Origin of the sequence: Mesorhizobium loti (genome assembly GCA_014189435.1) — a bacterium.
GTDB lineage: Bacteria > Pseudomonadota > Alphaproteobacteria > Rhizobiales > Rhizobiaceae > Mesorhizobium > Mesorhizobium loti_G.
The window spans coordinates 7,076,491-7,093,199 of the sequence record CP050293.1 but is presented as its reverse complement, the minus strand read 5'-3'; the positions used below and the strand labels follow the sequence as shown (position 1 = coordinate 7,093,199).

The 16,709-nt window shown below is 62.0% G+C and carries 11 protein-coding genes, 1 tRNA gene and 2 pseudogenes; 7 read left to right on the top strand and 7 right to left on the bottom strand.

Annotated features, from left to right (window positions below):
• Positions 1–7 precede the first annotated feature (7 nt).
• The 4 genes from HB777_34115 to HB777_34100 all read left to right on the top strand — a co-directional run bounded on the left by HB777_34115 (position 8) and on the right by HB777_34100 (position 3,741).
• Entirely contained in the window at positions 8–925 is a 918-nt protein-coding gene (locus HB777_34115) for a site-specific tyrosine recombinase XerD (GenBank protein ID QND68482.1), read from the top strand.
• A gap of 99 nt (positions 926–1,024) precedes the next feature.
• Positions 1,025–1,975, top strand: a complete 951-nt coding sequence (locus HB777_34110) for an acetyl-CoA carboxylase carboxyltransferase subunit alpha (protein QND68481.1) — start codon at positions 1,025–1,027, stop codon at positions 1,973–1,975.
• A gap of 216 nt (positions 1,976–2,191) precedes the next feature.
• Entirely contained in the window at positions 2,192–3,490 is a 1,299-nt protein-coding gene (locus tag HB777_34105) for a murein L,D-transpeptidase (protein ID QND68480.1), read from the top strand.
• Between the two features lie 8 nt (positions 3,491–3,498).
• Entirely contained in the window at positions 3,499–3,741 is a 243-nt protein-coding gene (locus tag HB777_34100) for a sulfurtransferase TusA family protein (protein QND68479.1), read from the top strand.
• Positions 3,742–3,744: 3 nt separating this feature from the next.
• Here the strand turns inward: HB777_34100 and HB777_34095 are convergent, their stop codons facing one another.
• Together HB777_34095 and HB777_34090 are read right to left on the bottom strand one after the other, a co-directional pair.
• On the bottom strand, positions 3,745–4,851 hold the full coding sequence (locus tag HB777_34095) for a GTP-binding protein (protein ID QND68478.1): 1,107 nt from the start codon (positions 4,849–4,851) through the stop codon (positions 3,745–3,747).
• A 3-nt stretch (positions 4,852–4,854) separates the two neighbouring features.
• Positions 4,855–6,018 (bottom strand): D-alanyl-D-alanine carboxypeptidase, encoded by a 1,164-nt coding sequence (locus HB777_34090; protein QND68477.1) that lies wholly within the window; start codon positions 6,016–6,018, stop codon positions 4,855–4,857.
• Positions 6,019–6,234: 216 nt separating this feature from the next.
• Here HB777_34090 and HB777_34085 point away from each other — a divergent pair, with 216 nt between their 5' ends.
• The gene (locus tag HB777_34085; GenBank protein ID QND68476.1) at positions 6,235–7,398 is read left to right on the top strand and encodes an amidohydrolase; all 1,164 of its coding nucleotides are present in this window, start codon (positions 6,235–6,237) and stop codon (positions 7,396–7,398) included.
• 97 nt (positions 7,399–7,495) lie between these two features.
• Positions 7,496–7,572, top strand: a tRNA-Arg gene (locus HB777_34080).
• 409 nt (positions 7,573–7,981) lie between these two features.
• On the opposite strand, the gene HB777_34075 is transcribed toward HB777_34080, so the two are convergent.
• The 4 genes from HB777_34075 to HB777_34060 all read right to left on the bottom strand — a co-directional run bounded on the left by HB777_34075 (position 7,982) and on the right by HB777_34060 (position 12,572).
• Positions 7,982–8,269, bottom strand: coding sequence for a hypothetical protein (locus tag HB777_34075; GenBank protein QND69008.1), 288 nt, complete (start codon positions 8,267–8,269; stop codon positions 7,982–7,984).
• The gene (locus tag HB777_34070) at positions 8,266–8,970 is read right to left on the bottom strand and encodes an ABC transporter permease (GenBank protein QND68475.1); all 705 of its coding nucleotides are present in this window, start codon (positions 8,968–8,970) and stop codon (positions 8,266–8,268) included. The genes HB777_34075 and HB777_34070 overlap by 4 nt, the downstream gene beginning before the upstream one ends.
• Positions 8,971–8,972: 2 nt before the next feature.
• The gene (locus HB777_34065) at positions 8,973–10,112 is read right to left on the bottom strand and encodes a sugar ABC transporter ATP-binding protein (protein QND68474.1); all 1,140 of its coding nucleotides are present in this window, start codon (positions 10,110–10,112) and stop codon (positions 8,973–8,975) included.
• Positions 10,113–10,343: 231 nt separating this feature from the next.
• Positions 10,344–12,572: a guanylate cyclase gene (locus HB777_34060; protein ID QND68473.1), complete on the bottom strand. Its 2,229-nt coding sequence runs from the start codon at positions 12,570–12,572 to the stop codon at positions 10,344–10,346.
• A 348-nt stretch (positions 12,573–12,920) separates the two neighbouring features.
• Between HB777_34060 and HB777_34055 the strand changes: the two are divergent.
• Positions 12,921–14,716 (top strand): annotated as a pseudogene (locus HB777_34055) (hypothetical protein).
• A gap of 581 nt (positions 14,717–15,297) precedes the next feature.
• On the opposite strand, the pseudogene HB777_34050 reads toward HB777_34055, so the two are convergent.
• Positions 15,298–16,703 (bottom strand): annotated as a pseudogene (locus HB777_34050) (FAD-binding oxidoreductase).
• Positions 16,704–16,709 lie beyond the last annotated feature (6 nt).

Below are 16,709 nucleotides of genomic sequence, written 5' to 3'. Positions count from 1 at the left end.
AAGCTGAATGAACAGCGCCGCCCGCATCGAAGCCTTTCTGGAAATGATGAGCGCCGAGCGAGGCGCTGCCGAAAACACGCTTTCCTCCTACCGCCGCGACCTCGAAGACGCCTCAAGCGAGATCGATGGTGGGCTCGCCACCGCCGCCGCCGCCGATATCCGCGCCTATCTCGACGACGTCGCCGCCCGCGGCTTTGCCGCCACGTCGCAGGCGCGCAAGCTGTCGGCGATCCGCCAGTTCTTCAAATTCCTCTACGCCGAAGGCCTGCGCGGCGATGACCCGACCGGCACGCTGGACAGCCCGAAAAAGGGCCGCCCGCTGCCCAAGACGATGAGCGAGGCCGACACCGGCAGGCTGATCGACCGCGCAGCGCTTGAGGCCGGCGATGCCGCGCTCGGCAACAGTGAGTGGCTGGCGGCACTGCGCCTGCATGCGCTGGTCGAGGTGCTTTATGCCACCGGCCTGCGCGTTTCCGAACTGGTCGGCCTGCCGGTGACGGTGGCGCAGCGCGACGACCGCTTCTTCATGGTGCGCGGCAAGGGCGACAAGGAGCGCATGGTGCCGCTCTCGGCCAAGGCGCGTATAGCGATGAAGACCTGGCTTGCCGCCCGCGCCAAGGTTCCCGCCTTTGCCGACAGTCCGTTCCTGTTTCCGGCCGCCTCCGACAGCGGCTATCTCTCGCGCCAGGTCTTCGCCCGCGACCTGAAAGGGCTGGCGGCAAGGGCCGGCATCGCCTCGGCGAAGATCTCGCCGCATGTGCTGCGCCATGCTTTCGCCAGCCACCTCCTGCAGAACGGCGCAGATCTCAGGGCCGTCCAGCAATTGCTCGGCCATGCCGACATATCGACGACACAGATTTACACCCATGTGCTGGAAGAGCGGCTGGTGCGGCTGGTCAACGATCATCATCCGCTTGCCGACTAGGCCTCATATCGCTATGTGAGGACGACATTTCACCGCCCGGAGCCTTGTATTCAAGGGTTCCGTCAGCCATTGCCTTCCGACGTATCGGTCCGCTCACGCATGTATAATTACCTCGATTTCGAAAAGCCGGTGCAGGACCTCGAGGGCAAGATCCTCGAGCTGAAGAAGCTTGCCGAGAACGGCGAGGCGGTCGATGTCGGCGACGAGATCAGCCGTCTCGAGAAGCGCTCCCGCGATGCGCTGCGCGACGCCTACAAGGCGCTGACGCCGTGGCAGAAGGTGCAGGTGGCGCGCCATCCCGACAGGCCGCATTGCGTCGACTACATCAAGGGCCTGTTCAACGATTTCACGCCGCTGGCCGGCGACCGCAATTTCGGCGAGGACCAGGCAATCGTCGGCGGTTTCGCCCGTTTCCGCGGCGAGCCTGTTGCCATCATCGGCCAGGAAAAAGGTTCCGACACGACCAGCCGCCTGAAGCACAATTTCGGCTCGGTGCGGCCGGAAGGCTACCGCAAGGCGGTGCGGCTGATGGAGCTCGCCGACCGCTTCAAGATTCCTTTGCTGACGCTGGTCGACACCGCCGGCGCCTATCCCGGCGTCGGCGCCGAAGAGCGCGGCCAGGCCGAAGCCATTGCGCGCTCGACTTCGGCCTGCCTTGGCCTGAAAGTGCCGTCGATCTCGGTGGTCATCGGCGAAGGCGGCTCGGGCGGCGCCATCGCCATCGCCACCGCCAACCGGGTCTACATGCTCGAACACGCGATCTATTCGGTGATTTCGCCCGAGGGTGCCGCCTCGATCCTGTGGCGCGACACGACACGATCGAAGGACGCGGCGACCAACATGAAGATCACCGCGCAGGATCTTCTGGAGCTGAAGATCATCGACGCCATCATTCCCGAGCCGCTCGGCGGCGCGCATCGCGGCGCCGAAACCGTGATTGCCGCGACCGGCGACCTGATCGCCAGGACGATGAAGGACTTTGCCGGCGCCAACACCGATTTCCGCGAGCAGCGCCGCGAGAAATATCTGGCCATGGGCCGCAGTCTCTGACCACGGGCAGCCCTGCCCGCCACAATGTGGCGGTACTGAGCATTTTTGCCACAAAAATGCCGCTGCATTCGGCTCAATGAGACTGCCGCAAGGGGACGCGTCGGCACTTGCGGTAAGGAATTTATTAGGGTTAACGGGCTTAGGGTCCGTCGATGCGCAGTGCAGTAGCCGGGGCAGGAAATGCCCGGCGCCAGAGAAAAGACGATATCCGCAGCCATGTTTGTCAAGCTTGCCCGCACCGGAATCCTGATCGCCGCCCTCGGCGTTGCCGGGTGTAACAATTCGTCGATGAAGGATTTTGCGCCGGAGGCCAACAAGCCGCTGCCCGACAAGATCCTCGCCGACATGAAGGCCAAGGGCATGGTCCGCACCTCGTCGGTGATGGCCCGCATCTTCAAGGAAGAGGGCAAGCTCGAGATCTGGAAAGCCAAGACCAATGGCCGCTACGACATGGTCGCCAGCTACGACATCTGCAAATGGTCAGGCAAGCTGGGCCCCAAATACACCGAAGGCGACCGCCAGGCGCCGGAAGGCTTCTACACGGTGCGGCCGTCGCAGATGAATCCGCGCTCGAACTATCATCTGTCCTTCAACATCGGCTTCCCCAACGCCTATGACCGCGCCAATGGCCGCACGGGTCAGAACCTGATGGTGCACGGCGCTTGCTCGTCGTCGGGCTGCTATTCGATGACCGATGCGCAGATCGAGCAGATCTATGCCTTTGGCCGCGACGCATTTCAGGGCGGGCAGACCGAGTTCCAGGTCGAGGCGTTTCCGTTCCGCATGACCGCCGCCAACATGGCGCGCTATCGCAACGACCCGAATTATGAATTCTGGAAGATGCTCAAGGTCGGCTACGACAATTTCGAGATCACCAAGGTTCCGCCGAAGGTCGATGTCTGCGAAAAGCGTTATGTCTTCAACCAGGTTGCCGCCGATGGTGAGACATTCGATCCGACCGGCGCCTGCCCGGCGACGACGCAGCCTGATTCGCTGAAAAGCGCGTACAATTCCTACATGAGCACCTATGACGCGGCTTTCAACGGCGCGGTCAAGGCCAGCGTGCCCCCACCCAAGCCGACCATCGCCGGCATCAAGGAAGCCAGCATCGTCTCCGACTGGTCCAAGCGCCGCGCCCGCGGCGAGCGCGTGCCGATCGACCCGCCGTCGCTCAACAACGATGGCTCGGTGACCGAGACGGCGCGCATGGGCCGCATCGATTCGCCGGCCGGCCGCAAGATGGCTGCCCTCGACGCCGAAAAGGCCGCCAAGCAGAAGGCCGAGGAGCAGAGGCTGGCTGCCATAGAGGCGGCCAAGCAAGCCAAGGAAGCCGCCAAGGCCCAGGCTCTGGCAGAAAAGGAGGCCGAGAAGGCCGCCAAGGAAGCCCCTGTCGCCACCGCGACCATCGCGGCCCCTTCCGAAGCCGCGCCAGTGGCCGAAACGCAAGCGGCGAGCGCCGACGAGAGCCGGGTGACGAAGCTGAAGAACAAGCTGCTCGGCATGTTCGGCGGTTGAGTTCACCCGTGACTGACCGCGCCGCTGTTTACGACCTCAAGGGGCTGAACTGCCCCTTGCCCGTGCTCAAGGCAAAAAAACGCCTGGCCGGGATGCAGCCGGGCAGCCGGCTTTGGCTGGAGACCACCGACCCACTCGCCGTCATCGACATTCCGGCATTCTGCTCCGACAGCGGCCACCAGTTGATTGAAACGGCGGCGGTGTCCGGCGGCCACCGCTTCCTGGTCGAGCGCGGCGTGCCACAATCGTAGAATTTACTGCCCCGCAATCGCCAGCGGGTTGTTCTCCAGCGCCGCGCGGTCGGGCGTGTCGATCGACGGCCGGTTGGTGAAGGCGGCGAACAGCCGGCGGATATAATCTTCCGGCATGTCGAGCGTGATCAGCACCAGCCGCGTGCCGCGCTGGCCATCGGGCCAGGACGGCAATTGCACCGGCGGGTGCAGGATCTTCTGCACACCATGGATCACCAGCGGCCGCGAAGGGTCTTCCCTGAGCTCGATGACGCCTTTCATCCGCAGCAGATGCTCGCCATGCGTCGAGCGCAGCAGGTCGAGGAACATCTCGATGGCCGAAAACGGCACCGGGCCGTCATGCACCAGTGAATAGGAGCGCACGCGCTGATCGTGACGATGGCCGTGGTCATGGCCATGCTGGTGATCATGGCCATCATGATGGTGATGATCATGAGCGGCTTCCTCGCCAAGCCAGCGCCGCACATCGGCGGATTTCGTCGCCGGGTTGTAGAGACCGCAGTCAAACAGCGCCGCCACGCCTGTCTCCGTGTCGGCGACATCGAGCAGTTCGGCGCCCGGATTGATCTGCCGCAGGCGCGCCCGCAGCGTTTCCAGATCGCCGGGGTCGGTGACCAGATCGGCTTTGCTGAGCACGATGCGATCGGCGACGGCGACCTGCTTGACCGCCTCGACATGGGCATCGAGCGTGGCATTGCCGTTGACCGCATCGACCAGCGTGATGACGCCGTCGAGCCGGAAGGCCTGGACAAGTGCCGGGTGCGCCATGATCGACTGCAGCACCGGCGCCGGATCGGCCAGCCCCGTGGTTTCGACGATGACGCGGGCAAGACGGGCGATACGGCCGGTCTGCAGCCGATCGACCAGGTCGGCCAGCGTGTCGACCAGCTCGCCGCGCACCGTGCAGCACAGGCAGCCGTCGGAAAGCTGGATGATACCGTCTGAAGACTGTTCGACCAGCAGATGGTCGATCGCCACCTCGCCGAACTCGTTGATGATGACCGCCGTGTCGGCCAGCGCCGGATCCTTCAACAGCCGGTTGAGCAGTGTCGTCTTGCCGGCGCCGAGGAAACCGGTCAGCACCGAGACGGGGATCGGGAAGCCGCCCATGCTCTAGTTCGCAACCTTGGCCGGCTGGTCGCCCTGCGCGGCGGAACCGGCAATCTTCGGACCGGTGCCGGCCGGTGCCGGCCTGTCGGGCCGCCAGCTGGGGATCGGCACGTCTGCGTATTCCTGCGCGCCCTGGTCGAGGATGGCCTTCGGCGCCGGACCGGTGGCGCCGCCAAGGCCGACGGAAACCAATGTCGGCACATGGTCGAGCTTTTCCTGATAGGGCGATTTCGGCACATCCTTGGCAGCGACCGGCGGCGCTTCGGATTGTTCTTCCGCCGCCTTCTTCTTGCAGACCTCGTCATGCATGTCGTTGGGCGAGACAGTGTCGCCATAGGGCGCCAGCGTGGTGACGGTGGTTGAGCCGGCGGCAGGCGTGTCAAAACCCTGGTCGAGCAATCTCGCGGCGGTCTCGGCACGGGTCACCGCCGACTTCTCGCCAAGCACGACCGCGACCAGCGTGCGCCCGTTGCGCGTCGCCGAGCCGATCATGTTGAAGCCGGAGGGGCAGACAAAGCCGGTCTTCATGCCATCGGCGCCGGGATAACGGCCAATCAAGAGATTGTAGTTGGGAATAGCCTTCTTGCCGACGGCAAGACCTTCGATCGAAAACCAGGGCGCGTATTGCGGGAATTCCTTGCGGATCGCCATCACCAGCAAGGCGAGGTCGCGCGCCGTCGTATACTGCTCCGGCGAAAACAACCCATTCGGGTTGACGAAATACGTTCCGGTCATGCCGAGGCGCCGGGCTTCAGCGTTCATGCGAACGGCGAACCCTGCCTGCGAGCCGCCGACATTTTCGCCGACGGCCATGGCGATGTCGTTGGCCGATTTGACCAACATCATCTTCAACGCATTGTCGAGCCGCATCACCGAGCCCGGCTTGAAGCCCATCTTGCTTGGCGGCTCGGCGGCGGAGTGTTTGGTCACCTTGATGGGCGAATCAAGCTGGACCTCGCCCGCCGCGATCGCCCGAAAGGTCACATAAGCGGTCATCAGCTTGCTCAGCGAGGCCGGGTACCAGCGCTTGAACGCATCCTGATGCTGCAGGATCTTGCCGCTGTCGAGGTCGAACACAACCACCGGATTGGCCAGCGCCGGCCCGGCCACGACCGACAGCGCGATTGTGCCAGCCGAGAATAGTTTGAGGAAATGCCTGTGCCGCATGATCAAATCCGAAATCGCCTCTTGCCGTAGTCGCCCCTGGCTCCGTAAGATTTCGTTACGCGATCGCCAGCATGATAGGTCCGACCCTCAAAAACCGGACCGTATCGTTGCGGTGCTATTTACTCTATGTGACGCCAACATGGCAAAGTGCCTGGCGATCACAATTGCAAGGCAGCGGACAACACCCGCCTGTCCCAACAGCGAGATGGAACCATCATGCCAATCCTGAACCGTGCCGCCGAAATGCAGGACGAAGTTGCCGGCTGGCGCCAGCATCTGCACCAGACGCCAGAACTGAACTTCGACGTCTTCAAGACCGCCGCCTTCGTCACAGAGAAGCTGAAAGCCTTCGGCTGCGACGACGTGGTAACCGGCCTCGGCAAGACCGGCGTCGTTGGCATCATTCGCGGCCGCCAGGGCAAAGGCCCGACCATCGGCCTGCGCGCCGACATGGACGCGCTGCCGCTCAACGAGATATCAGGCAAGCCCTACGCCTCGACCATTCCCGGCAAGATGCATGCCTGCGGCCATGACGGCCACACGGCGATGCTGCTGGGCGCCGCGAAATACCTCGCCGAGACGCGCAACTTCACCGGCTCGGTGGCGGTGATCTTCCAGCCGGCGGAGGAAGGCGGCGGCGGCGGCAACGAGATGGTCAAGGACGGCATGATGGACCGTTTCGACATTTCCAAAGTGTTCGGCATGCACAACATGCCGGGCCTGCCTGTCGGGCAGTTCGCCATCCGCCCCGGCCCGATCATGGCGGCGACCGCCGAGTTCACCATCACCGTGCGCGGCAAGGGCGGCCATGCGGCGATGCCGCACGGCACGATCGACCCGATCGTCATCACCAGCCAGCTGGTCGGCGCCTTGCAGACGATCGCCTCGCGCAGCACCGACCCGGTCGAGGCCGTGGTGGTGTCGGTGACCAAATTCCACGCCGGCGATGCCTACAACATCATCCCGGAAACCGCCGAAATCGCCGGCACCGTGCGCACCTTGCGCAAGGAAATCGCCAAGAAGTCGGAAGAGCGTATCCGCACGATCTGCGACGGGCTGGCGACCGCCTTCGGCGCCAAGATCGAGGTCGACTACCAGGCAAACTACCCCGTGACCTTCAACCACGCGGAAGAGACAGTGTTTGCCAGCGACGTCGCGATCGGTGTTGCCGGCGACGCCCATGTCCACCGCGGCATTCAGCCGGTGATGGGCGGCGAGGATTTCTCCTACATGCTCGAAGCCCGCCCCGGCGCCTTCATCTTCATCGGCAATGGCGACACCGCCGGCCTCCACCACCCTGCCTACGACTTCAACGACGAGGTCATCCCGCACGGCATGAGCTATTGGGTGAAACTGGCGGAAACGGCGCTTGCCGCCTGACAGCGCCAGTCGCCTGACAATCATAAGAGGCCGGTCGAATTGCCTTCGGCCGGCCTCTTGGCGAAACGATCCGAAGCGGCTATGTGTCGGGCCGCGTGGTCCCGTAGCTCAGTAGGATAGAGCGGCAGATTCCTAATCTGTAGGTCACAGGTTCGATTCCTGTCGGGATCACCATGCTTTTCAACCATTTAGCGAACCGCCGCCGTACTTTTTTCCTAATTAGTACGGCAATTAGTACGGCGTTTTTGATGGTCAATCAGCAGCCCTGATATGGATTCGCACGATGTCGCATTGTCTGGTTACGGGGGCACTCACCATCGGGTGGTTCGCCCAACCCTATCCTTCGTATTCGGTGGCGAACCCAATAGCGAGGTCTCCGGTTGAGGCTTCGCTCGCCTCGTCACGCAGGAAACAAGGACGCAGAGGCGTAGAGTTGCAAAGTATCGTGGTTGCAGGGACCCGCAAGAATGACACTTACGTTTTTGGAATGCCGCATTCCCCGGCCGCATAGCGTGAAGGTAGACCCGCTCATAGATACCATGCGCCGGTCTAAGCGAATCTGTTCTGCCGTTGAAGCTTGGACTTAGCGCGTCCGCTCCAAAATCTGATTGAGCAGCACGGCGCCAAGGATCGTGGCGCCACTCAACACGTACCGCCAGTATTCTGAGACATTCAACAATATCATGCCGTTGTTGATACACCCAAGGAACAGAACCCCGAGCAATGTACCCCAGACACGGCCCTTGCCGCCAAAAAGGCTCGTGCCCCCGATGATTACCGCGGCGACTACGTTGAGTTCCATCCCGGTCGCGGTGCTGCCATTACCCGAACCGATCTGGCTGGCGATCAGGATGCCGCTCGCTGCCGTCAGCCCCCCGTGATGACGAGCGCTCCTGTCTTGACTCCGAAGACATTGATACCGGAAAGCCTGGCGGCCTCGGCATTACCACCTACTGCATAAACCGCGCGCCCAAAGCTCGTGAAATTCAGCAGCAAGTGCATGCCAACAAACACCGCCGCGAAGACGAATACCGGAAACGGTATGCCCATCACGCTGCCGGCTCCGAAAAAGTTGAAGCCGCGCGGAAATGTCGTGATTGGAAACCCCCCACTGATCAAGTTGGCAAAGCCTCGCAGGGCCGTGAGAAGCGCCAGCGTTGTTATAAAGGATGGCACCTTGAACCATTCACGCATCTTGCCGGTAAAAAGACCGCACAGTGCACCGACCGATATGGCGGTCACGCAGCCGACAGTCGCAGCGAAGAGTGGGCCAGTAGTGTTGGTCAGCGCGCCACAGACCCAGCCAAGGAGACAGCCGGCCATGGCGGCGCCGGCGCCCACCGAGAGGTCGATTTCACCAGCAATGATTACGGCAGTCATGCCGAAGGCAATGATTCCGAGCATGGAGACGGCGCGCAGCACATTGAGGAGATTGTTGACGCTGGCAAATCCCGGCGCGGCGACGACGAGGAATATGAACAGTGCGACGAGGATCAACTCCAGAATAATAAGGCGCAGCACTCCAAGCTTGAAGATGGAGCGGCTGTCCGCCGTCTGAACGTCTGTGGCCATCGTCAAGCACCTTCCATACATAGATGATACAGTTGCGCGAGGCTGATGGTTTCAGGAGCAACCTCGCAGACTACCCTGCCCTGCCGCATCACCAATATGCGGTCGCAGACGTCGAACAGTTCCTCAAGCTCACTCGAAACGAAAACAGCGGACAGTCCCGCTTGGGCCTTGCGCCAAATAATCTCGAATATCTGCTGCTTCGCGAGAATGTCGACGCCGCGGCTGGGCTCGTCGAAGAACATCACCTTCGGCTGGCTATTGAGCCAATTGCCGATCACTACTTTCTGCTGGTTCCCACCCGATAATGTCGAAATCGGCAACATCGGGTCGTTGGTTTTGATGCCGAGATCCCGCACTTGCCCCGCAACGAATGGGGACTCCTTCTCGCGCCACGTGAGGCCGCGCGACGCGATGCGGCGCAAACTGGCAAGAATTAAGTTGTCGTGGACCGATGCACTCTGAACGAGCCCGACTTCCTTTCGGTTCTCCGGTGTGTAGCCTAGCCCAAGTTCTTTCATGCGCCTCGGCGTAGGTTTTTGGACACTCTGTCCGTCTATTAGGATTTCGCCGGTTTCGAAAGAATCCGCGCCAAATATCGCACGCAGCGTTTCAGTGCGCCCGGCCCCAAGCAGGCCTGCCATCCCCAAGACCTCGCCGGGATAGAGATCGAATGAGACATCGGCAAAATCTGGCAGGCGTGTCAGCCCGCGTACCGACAGTACCGGGTGGTCGCGCTTCACGATCCGGCGGGCAGGACGCTGGGCCTTGGCTACAGAGCCGAACATCATTTCGATGATTGTCGCAGGCTTCGAGCCTTTCATCTCCACAGTGCCGATATAGCGCCCATCGCGGATTACCGTACAAGTGTCGGCGATCTCCGATAATTCGTTCATCCGATGGGTGATGTAGATCACGGTTACGCCGCGTTCCCTTACCCGAAAGGGCGACGTCTCCGACGGTGATCGTGACCAAGTCGCAACCGCGCAGCTTGCTGTCGATCGCGAGATTGAACAGCGCAAGATCGCGTTCTGCGCCTGATACCTGCAGTCGCGTCCGGATGCTCCAGACTTCTCGTGGCTTGAGCGGAGGCTTCTGGCCAACAATGTGGCCTCGGTTCCAACTAGGCATGGTCCTTCTCCCATGCCGCCCTCCACAGCCGCAGCGCGCGATCCGAGCCCGCAAATTGTACGTCTCGCCTGGAGCCGCCTCCGAGGATTCTGTTCGAAAGGTTACCGACTTGCGACTTGCGGCGTGTCCGATTAAGTGGACCACGGTAATGGGCGCACTCGCGCCAATTGTCGACGTTTGCAGTTATGCCAACAACGTCGCGTCTACTCGGCAAGCAGACTTACGGCCTTGCGGCATTTGGGAGTTCACTTGACGACCGAAAACTCGAACTGGTCCCCGCGGTAAACGGCCTTGTATTCGTCGTCGCGCCCCGGCGTCCTGAACACATTGCGAAAAATCGCCCCACACCTTGTCAGTTCTCTGGGAAAGGCGTTGCACAAGAAATCGCCTTGCACCCACGAGGTTCCTACGCGGCTCCTCTGGCCAACGGTCTCGCTGACGGCGCCGTCGACCGAGGTTGTGCGCTGCATCGGCAGGAACGTGGGCATTACCAATTTTCCGCGCGTTTCGTGCCCGAACATGAGAGACTTTATTTCCGCCCCTGTGAGCCGGTCCTTCGGATTCATGCCTGCCTTTGCCAATGCCGGCAGCTCTGGCACACCTGCCTTGGTCAGCCCGGCCAAAAGGCGTTCGATATCGGCCGTATTCTTGAACACCATGTAATCCTGGGTCATCAACTGGCTCGGCCCCCTGTCCACCCGCCCAACAACCTTCCTAAGCGTTTCCAAAGCCGCCGCGGCCTGGTCTGTGCGCCCAAGATGCCCATAAGCCGAAACAAGGACCTGCAGGGCATAAAATTTCGCCCGTGGATCGGCCGATATAAGGTCCATCTTCTCGATAGAGCGAACCGCGTCCTCAAACTTCTCCTGGCCGAACTCGGCCAGTCCGGCTTGGTAGCGCCTGTAGTCCATCCACGAGTTTGGGTCGACGCGCGCAGCCGCATCGAGATAGCTAAGCACTTCCTTCGGCCTGCCGTTGAAATTCAGAGCATTGGCCAGCGAGAGATAATTCCAAGTATCGCTGGGATCGAGCGCCACCGACTTCAGAAGAACGGTAACTGCGTCGTCCGAGTCGTGCTCGCGGACCATCAACTCGGCGACGAGCTGATAGTAGCCCGGCGAAGGATCCCTGGCCGCCGCTTCCAGGGTTTCATAGATCTTGCCCTGGGCCACGTCGGTCGTAAGCCCCATTACTACGACCCGACCGACATCCGCGTCCCAGTAGGCCCAGGCGAGCTGGGCGTACGCCGCGCCGAAATCGGGGTCGAGTTGCACGGCTTGCTGGAAATACTTCACAGCCTGCGCAAACTCCTCGGGCGTGTTGATACGGTTGTAGATGTCCATCCCCTTGAGATAGGCCTCATAGGCCTCGGGATTACTGGTGCCTCCGGCCCGGGTAGCCGGCGCGCCGCTCACCAGGCGGAGCTGGAGCGCACCCGCGATGCTGCTGACAACGCCGTCCTGCAGCGCGAATACGTCTGCCCACCGGCCGTCGAAACGCTGCGCCCAGAGATGTCTGGAAGTCGAGCCATCGATCAGCTGCGCATTGATGCGCATGTCGTCGCCGACGCGGCGAATCGAGCCTTTCAGCAGGTATCGGACGCCCAATGCCGCCGCAATCTCCTTCGGGTCCTTGTCCTTGTAAGCGGAGGCCGCGTTGGGGGAGAAGACGAAAAGACCCGGCACACGCGCCAGTGCGGTCGTCAGATCCTCGGTGAAGCCGTTGGCGAGATATTCTTGTTCCTTGTCGTCGCTGAGATTGTCGAAGGGCAGGACGACTAGCGAGGGCCGGGTGTCGGCTGCCTCGCTGACGGTCGGAACGGCAAGCTGTGCAGGCCTCTCCCACGGCTGCCACCATGCTACTGCAAGGCCGAGAGCCAGGACGAGAACACCCGCCGCGACTGGAAGACGCCAGGCGCGCGGCTGGCGGCGAGCATGGAGGGTCTTGCCCGCTGCCGCTGGATCAAGCAGTACGCGATACGCCCGAACTGGTTCGGTGATGTTCTTAACCCTCTGTTCGCCCATTGACTCAAATGTGAACGCTAGCTTCCTCTCGACCTCCTTGGCCACTTTTCCCGAGACGCAGATGCCGCCCGGTTTCGCTAACTGCTGAAGTCTGGCCGCGATGTTGACCCCATCGCCATACCGGTCGTCGCCGTCAACGATCACCTCGCCGAGGTTGATACCGATCCGCACCAGGATCTGTTCCGACTCGGGAAGCGAGGCGTTGCGCTCGGACAGGCCGCGCTGCAGCGACACTGCACATTCGACGGCATCGACGACACTGCCGAATTCGGCCAGCATCCCATCGCCCATCAGCTTGAAGATATGGCCGTGGTGGCGAGCAATTTCGGGTTCGAACAGTTCTTTGCGCCCGGCACGAAGGCGTTCGAATGTACCGGCCTCATCGCGCTCCATCAGAGCCGAATAGCCCACTACATCTGCGGCTAAAATCGCGGAAAGCTTGCGATCCATTGTCGGCCTCGCCTCAGCGGATCATAGTATTGGTTGTTCTGAAAGGAAACCGACCTCACCAGCAATTCCCTTCTTCCGCACGTTTGATGGACCGCTGATACGGCGAGGTGTAACCAATGTCGTAGTCACCACATTCGAGACATTAGAGCTTGCCTGCCGGAATGGCTCGTTTGGGTCATCTCCTGACATTCGGCCTGGCGACACCCGAAACGCACATCGCGCGATGGCTTTACCTTGTATTTTGGTCGCCGAACGTGTGCCCGCCAAAGCGGAATTGCAGAGAAAGGCGGGAGTGCGTAACCTCCAGTCACTGAATACCGTCAATTATACCTAGTCGCCGAGGAGGAAATGGCATCCATCGCGGAACGTCGGCTGGCCGCGATCCTCGCTGCTGACGTCGTCGGCTATTCGCGTTTGGTGGAAGCTGATGAGGCTCGGACGCTCGGTGACCTCAAGATCTTTCGGCAGGAGATCCTTGAGCCCCTGGTCACCGAGAACCGCGGGCGCGTTGTCAAACTCATGGGTGACGGCGTCATCGTCGAATTCAGCTCCGTCGTGGCTGCGGTCATCTGCGCCGTCGCGATCCAGTCGCGACTGAGGACAACACAGGAAGGGATCGCGGCTGATCGTCGGATCGTGCTGCGTATCGGCCTGCATCTCGGTGACGTGATCGTTGAAGGCGAGGACCTCCTCGGGGACGGCGTCAACATCGCCGCTCGCCTTGAACAACTTTGTCCTCCCGGCGGGGTGCTGATCTCAAGTTCAGCGCACGAACAGCTGGCCGGCAAACTCGACCTTCATTTCGCGGACAAAGGCGAACAGCGCCTCAAGAACATCGCGCGACCGGTCCGCGCGTTCGAACTTGCACTCGAGGGTACCCAGGTTCGACAACCGCTTGGACCAACCCTGGGCGAGAAACCCGTTGTCGCCGTTCTGCCCTTCCAGATCTCAGCGACGATCCGGAGCAGGTCTATTTCAGCGATGGAATCACAGAAGATGTCATTACCGAACTTTCCCGCTTTCGCGAACTTCTGGTCATAGCTCAGAACTCGTCGTTTAGCTTCCGTGGAAAGAACGTCGACGTGCGCGAGATCGGACGCACGCTTGGTGCAAGCCATGTGATTGAAGGCAACGTGCGCCGGGCCGGAGACCGCGTACGCATCAGTGCCCAACTCGTGGACACCTCGACCGGCACCCACCTTTGGACGGAGCGTTACGACCGCGCATTGGCGGATGTTTTCGCCGTCCAGGAAGAGATCGCGCAAAGCATTGTTGTGAGGGTCGCCGAGCGGGTCATCGATGAGCGCGAGATAGCCGCCCGGAGGCGCCCACCCCAGGACCTGCGGGCCTATGACCTGTTCTTGCGAGCTCTTCGATTTGGCGGCACGTCCTTCACCCCGGAAGTTCTTGGGCAACTCGAGGCACTCTATGAGCAAGTCATTGCCATCGATCCCACGTTCGCACGAGCGTATTCGGGTCTCGCGTTCATACATCGTGATCGCTCCATGCAGATCATCGCTGGGGTCAAGTTCCAGCCAGACGAAGAGATGCGAATAGCCATGGAGCTTTCGGAGAGAGCGTTGGCGCTCGACCCCAACGATGCGCGTGTTCATTCGGCGTTTGGCTGGATGCGTGCCTATTCGCGCGATTTCGACCGAGCCGAGCAGCACTTCGACCTGGCGCGGTCGATGAACCCGAACGACGCCGCCATCCAGATTCTGTATGCGTCGCTACAAAGCATGAGGGGTAAGCCTGAGCGAGGTCTGGCCGCCGTCGAGATCGCCTGTCGGCTCAATCCCCGCCACCCGCCCTGGTACAGCGCTGCTCACGCTCGGCTGCTGTTCCAACTCGGCGACTACGCTCGAGCAGCGGCTCTCCTCGAGAAACGGATGTTTGACGACCACGCTCGCTACCTGAGGGACCTTGGTTGGCGTGTGGCAGCCTACGCTTACGACGGCCGTGTCGACGTGGCAGCACGCTGCGGTGAGGAACTCACGCGCGAGATTGCTTCCCATTGGCAGGGCGATCCTGGGGCAACCGCTTCTGACTACATTGACTGGGTCATCTGGTTCTCGCTTCTTGAGCAATCGACTGACAGGGAGCGCCTCCGAGCGGGGTTGCGCCTGGCAGGCTTGCCGGCTTGACGCTTTGCAGGATCAGAGGTCCCGGAATGGTTGCTGCGCAGTGATCGCCAAAGACTGCGCGGCGCATTGGGGATGGAAAGGTCGCAGCCACCACCTGGGAGATTGTCCGCTTCTAGTTCCCTCGGCGGCGGTCGGATAGCCGGAGAGCGACCGCCGCAATTTTGGGTCAGATAACGACGATGCCCACGCCTAACTGAATGTCCGGTTTTGGCGGTCCGCACTGCGAAGCTGCCAGTCCGCTGTCGGCCCAACTTCGGCCCTTCGACAAACGGTCGCGAATGATCGGTCTTGGCTACCTAGCGGCGGATCCGAGCCTCCATCGCTGCGCGCCGTTTAATTAGCCGCAATGTCAGCATGGGCGGCCCACCAGATAAAGTCGCCTTTTTGACCCGGATCCGTCAGTTTCGCGTGCGGAAGGAACGGCAGCTTTGCGCCTCATCTCGCCCGTTGCGGACAGATTTGCCACTGATTGAAAGCGGACATCGCGGCGACCACGCTGGGCGTCGCTCGCGACTCAGCGCGGTCAAAGCCACCACGGCCGAGTCGAGTGTCGCAACCCTAGGCCCGATTTGGATTGTGCGTCAGTACATTGGCAGAATGTTCTGGTTCAGACGGAACAGATTGTCCGGATCGTATCTGTGCTTGATCCCTGCAAGCCGGGCGTAGGCCTCGGCTCCGAAAGCGTCGCGCACGAGATCCGTTCCTTCGCCATGGCCGGGGAAGTTCAGATAGAGGCGGCCGGTCGAGTAGCGCTGCATGTCCTGCCAGCAGCTGCGAACCCAGCCGATGTTCGCATCATCCCCTCCAGCGTCCTGCCAGATGGCGTCTAGGCTGAGCATGAACGGCATGGAACGGTCGCCGAAGGCGGTCGCATCGGCTGCAACGCGCTGGACGAAACCGCCGAACTTCCAGATCGAGGCGAAGGTCATTTCGGAGGGCCGCTTCGCCATCCGCGCGGTGATCTCCCCGATGACCTCGTCGTCGAGGCGCGAGAGGTAGGTGGATTTCCAGTAACAGCGGTCGCGGCCTTTCGGGAACAGGCCGTCATAGAGCGACTGGATGGTGCGATACGGCATGCGGCCGCTGAAATCGACGAGCGGTTCCCCAAAACTGCGCAACGGCGCCACGACCCGCTCGCCCTCGTCGGCCGGTCCGTCATAGACATGCGCGAGCGCCAGGACGCGCCGGCCCCTTGCATGCTCGGGAATCGAGGGATCGTCGGGCAGGGTGGAGAACTCGGCCAGGCCGCTCAGGCGGTCGGGTGCGGTCTGCATGAAGTCGCGCCAGAGCGGAATGATCTCGTTGGCGCGCTCTTCGGGATAGGCCGGACCGCACAACATCAGCTCCGGTTCGATCGAGTGCAGCTTGAACTCGAAGCTCGTCACCACGCCGAAATTGCCGCCGCCGCCGCGCAGCGCCCAGAAGAGATCCGGGTTCTGCGTCGCGTCGGCATGGATGAGGCGGCCATCGGCGGTCACCAGATCGGCCGCCAGCAGATTGTCGACGCTGAGGCCATGGCTGCCGCGCAGCCAGCCGATGCCGCCGGAAAGCGTCAGGCCAGCAACGCCCGTCGCCGAGATGAGACCCCCGGCGTGGCGCGGCCAAGCGGGGTGGTGGCCGCATCGACATCGGCCCACGTGGCGCCGCCCTCGACGAAGGCGCGGTCGAGGCCGGGCGCGACCCGCACGCCCTTCATCAGCGACATATCGATCATCAGCCCGCCGTCGCAGACGGCGTAGCCTGCAACATTGTGGCCGCCGGAGCGGATCGCGATCGCCAACCGCTGCTCGCGCCCGAAATTCACCGACGCCACGACATCGGCAGCATTCCGGCAGCGCGCGATGAGGGCGGGACGGCGGTCGATCATGCCGTTCCAGACGACCCGCGTCGCGTCATAGGACGGGTTCGACGGCTCCAGCACCTCGCCGCGCAAGATGGAACGGAAGCTTTCGATGCTCGATGGTGTAAGGGTAGCGGTGGCGGCCATGGGGCG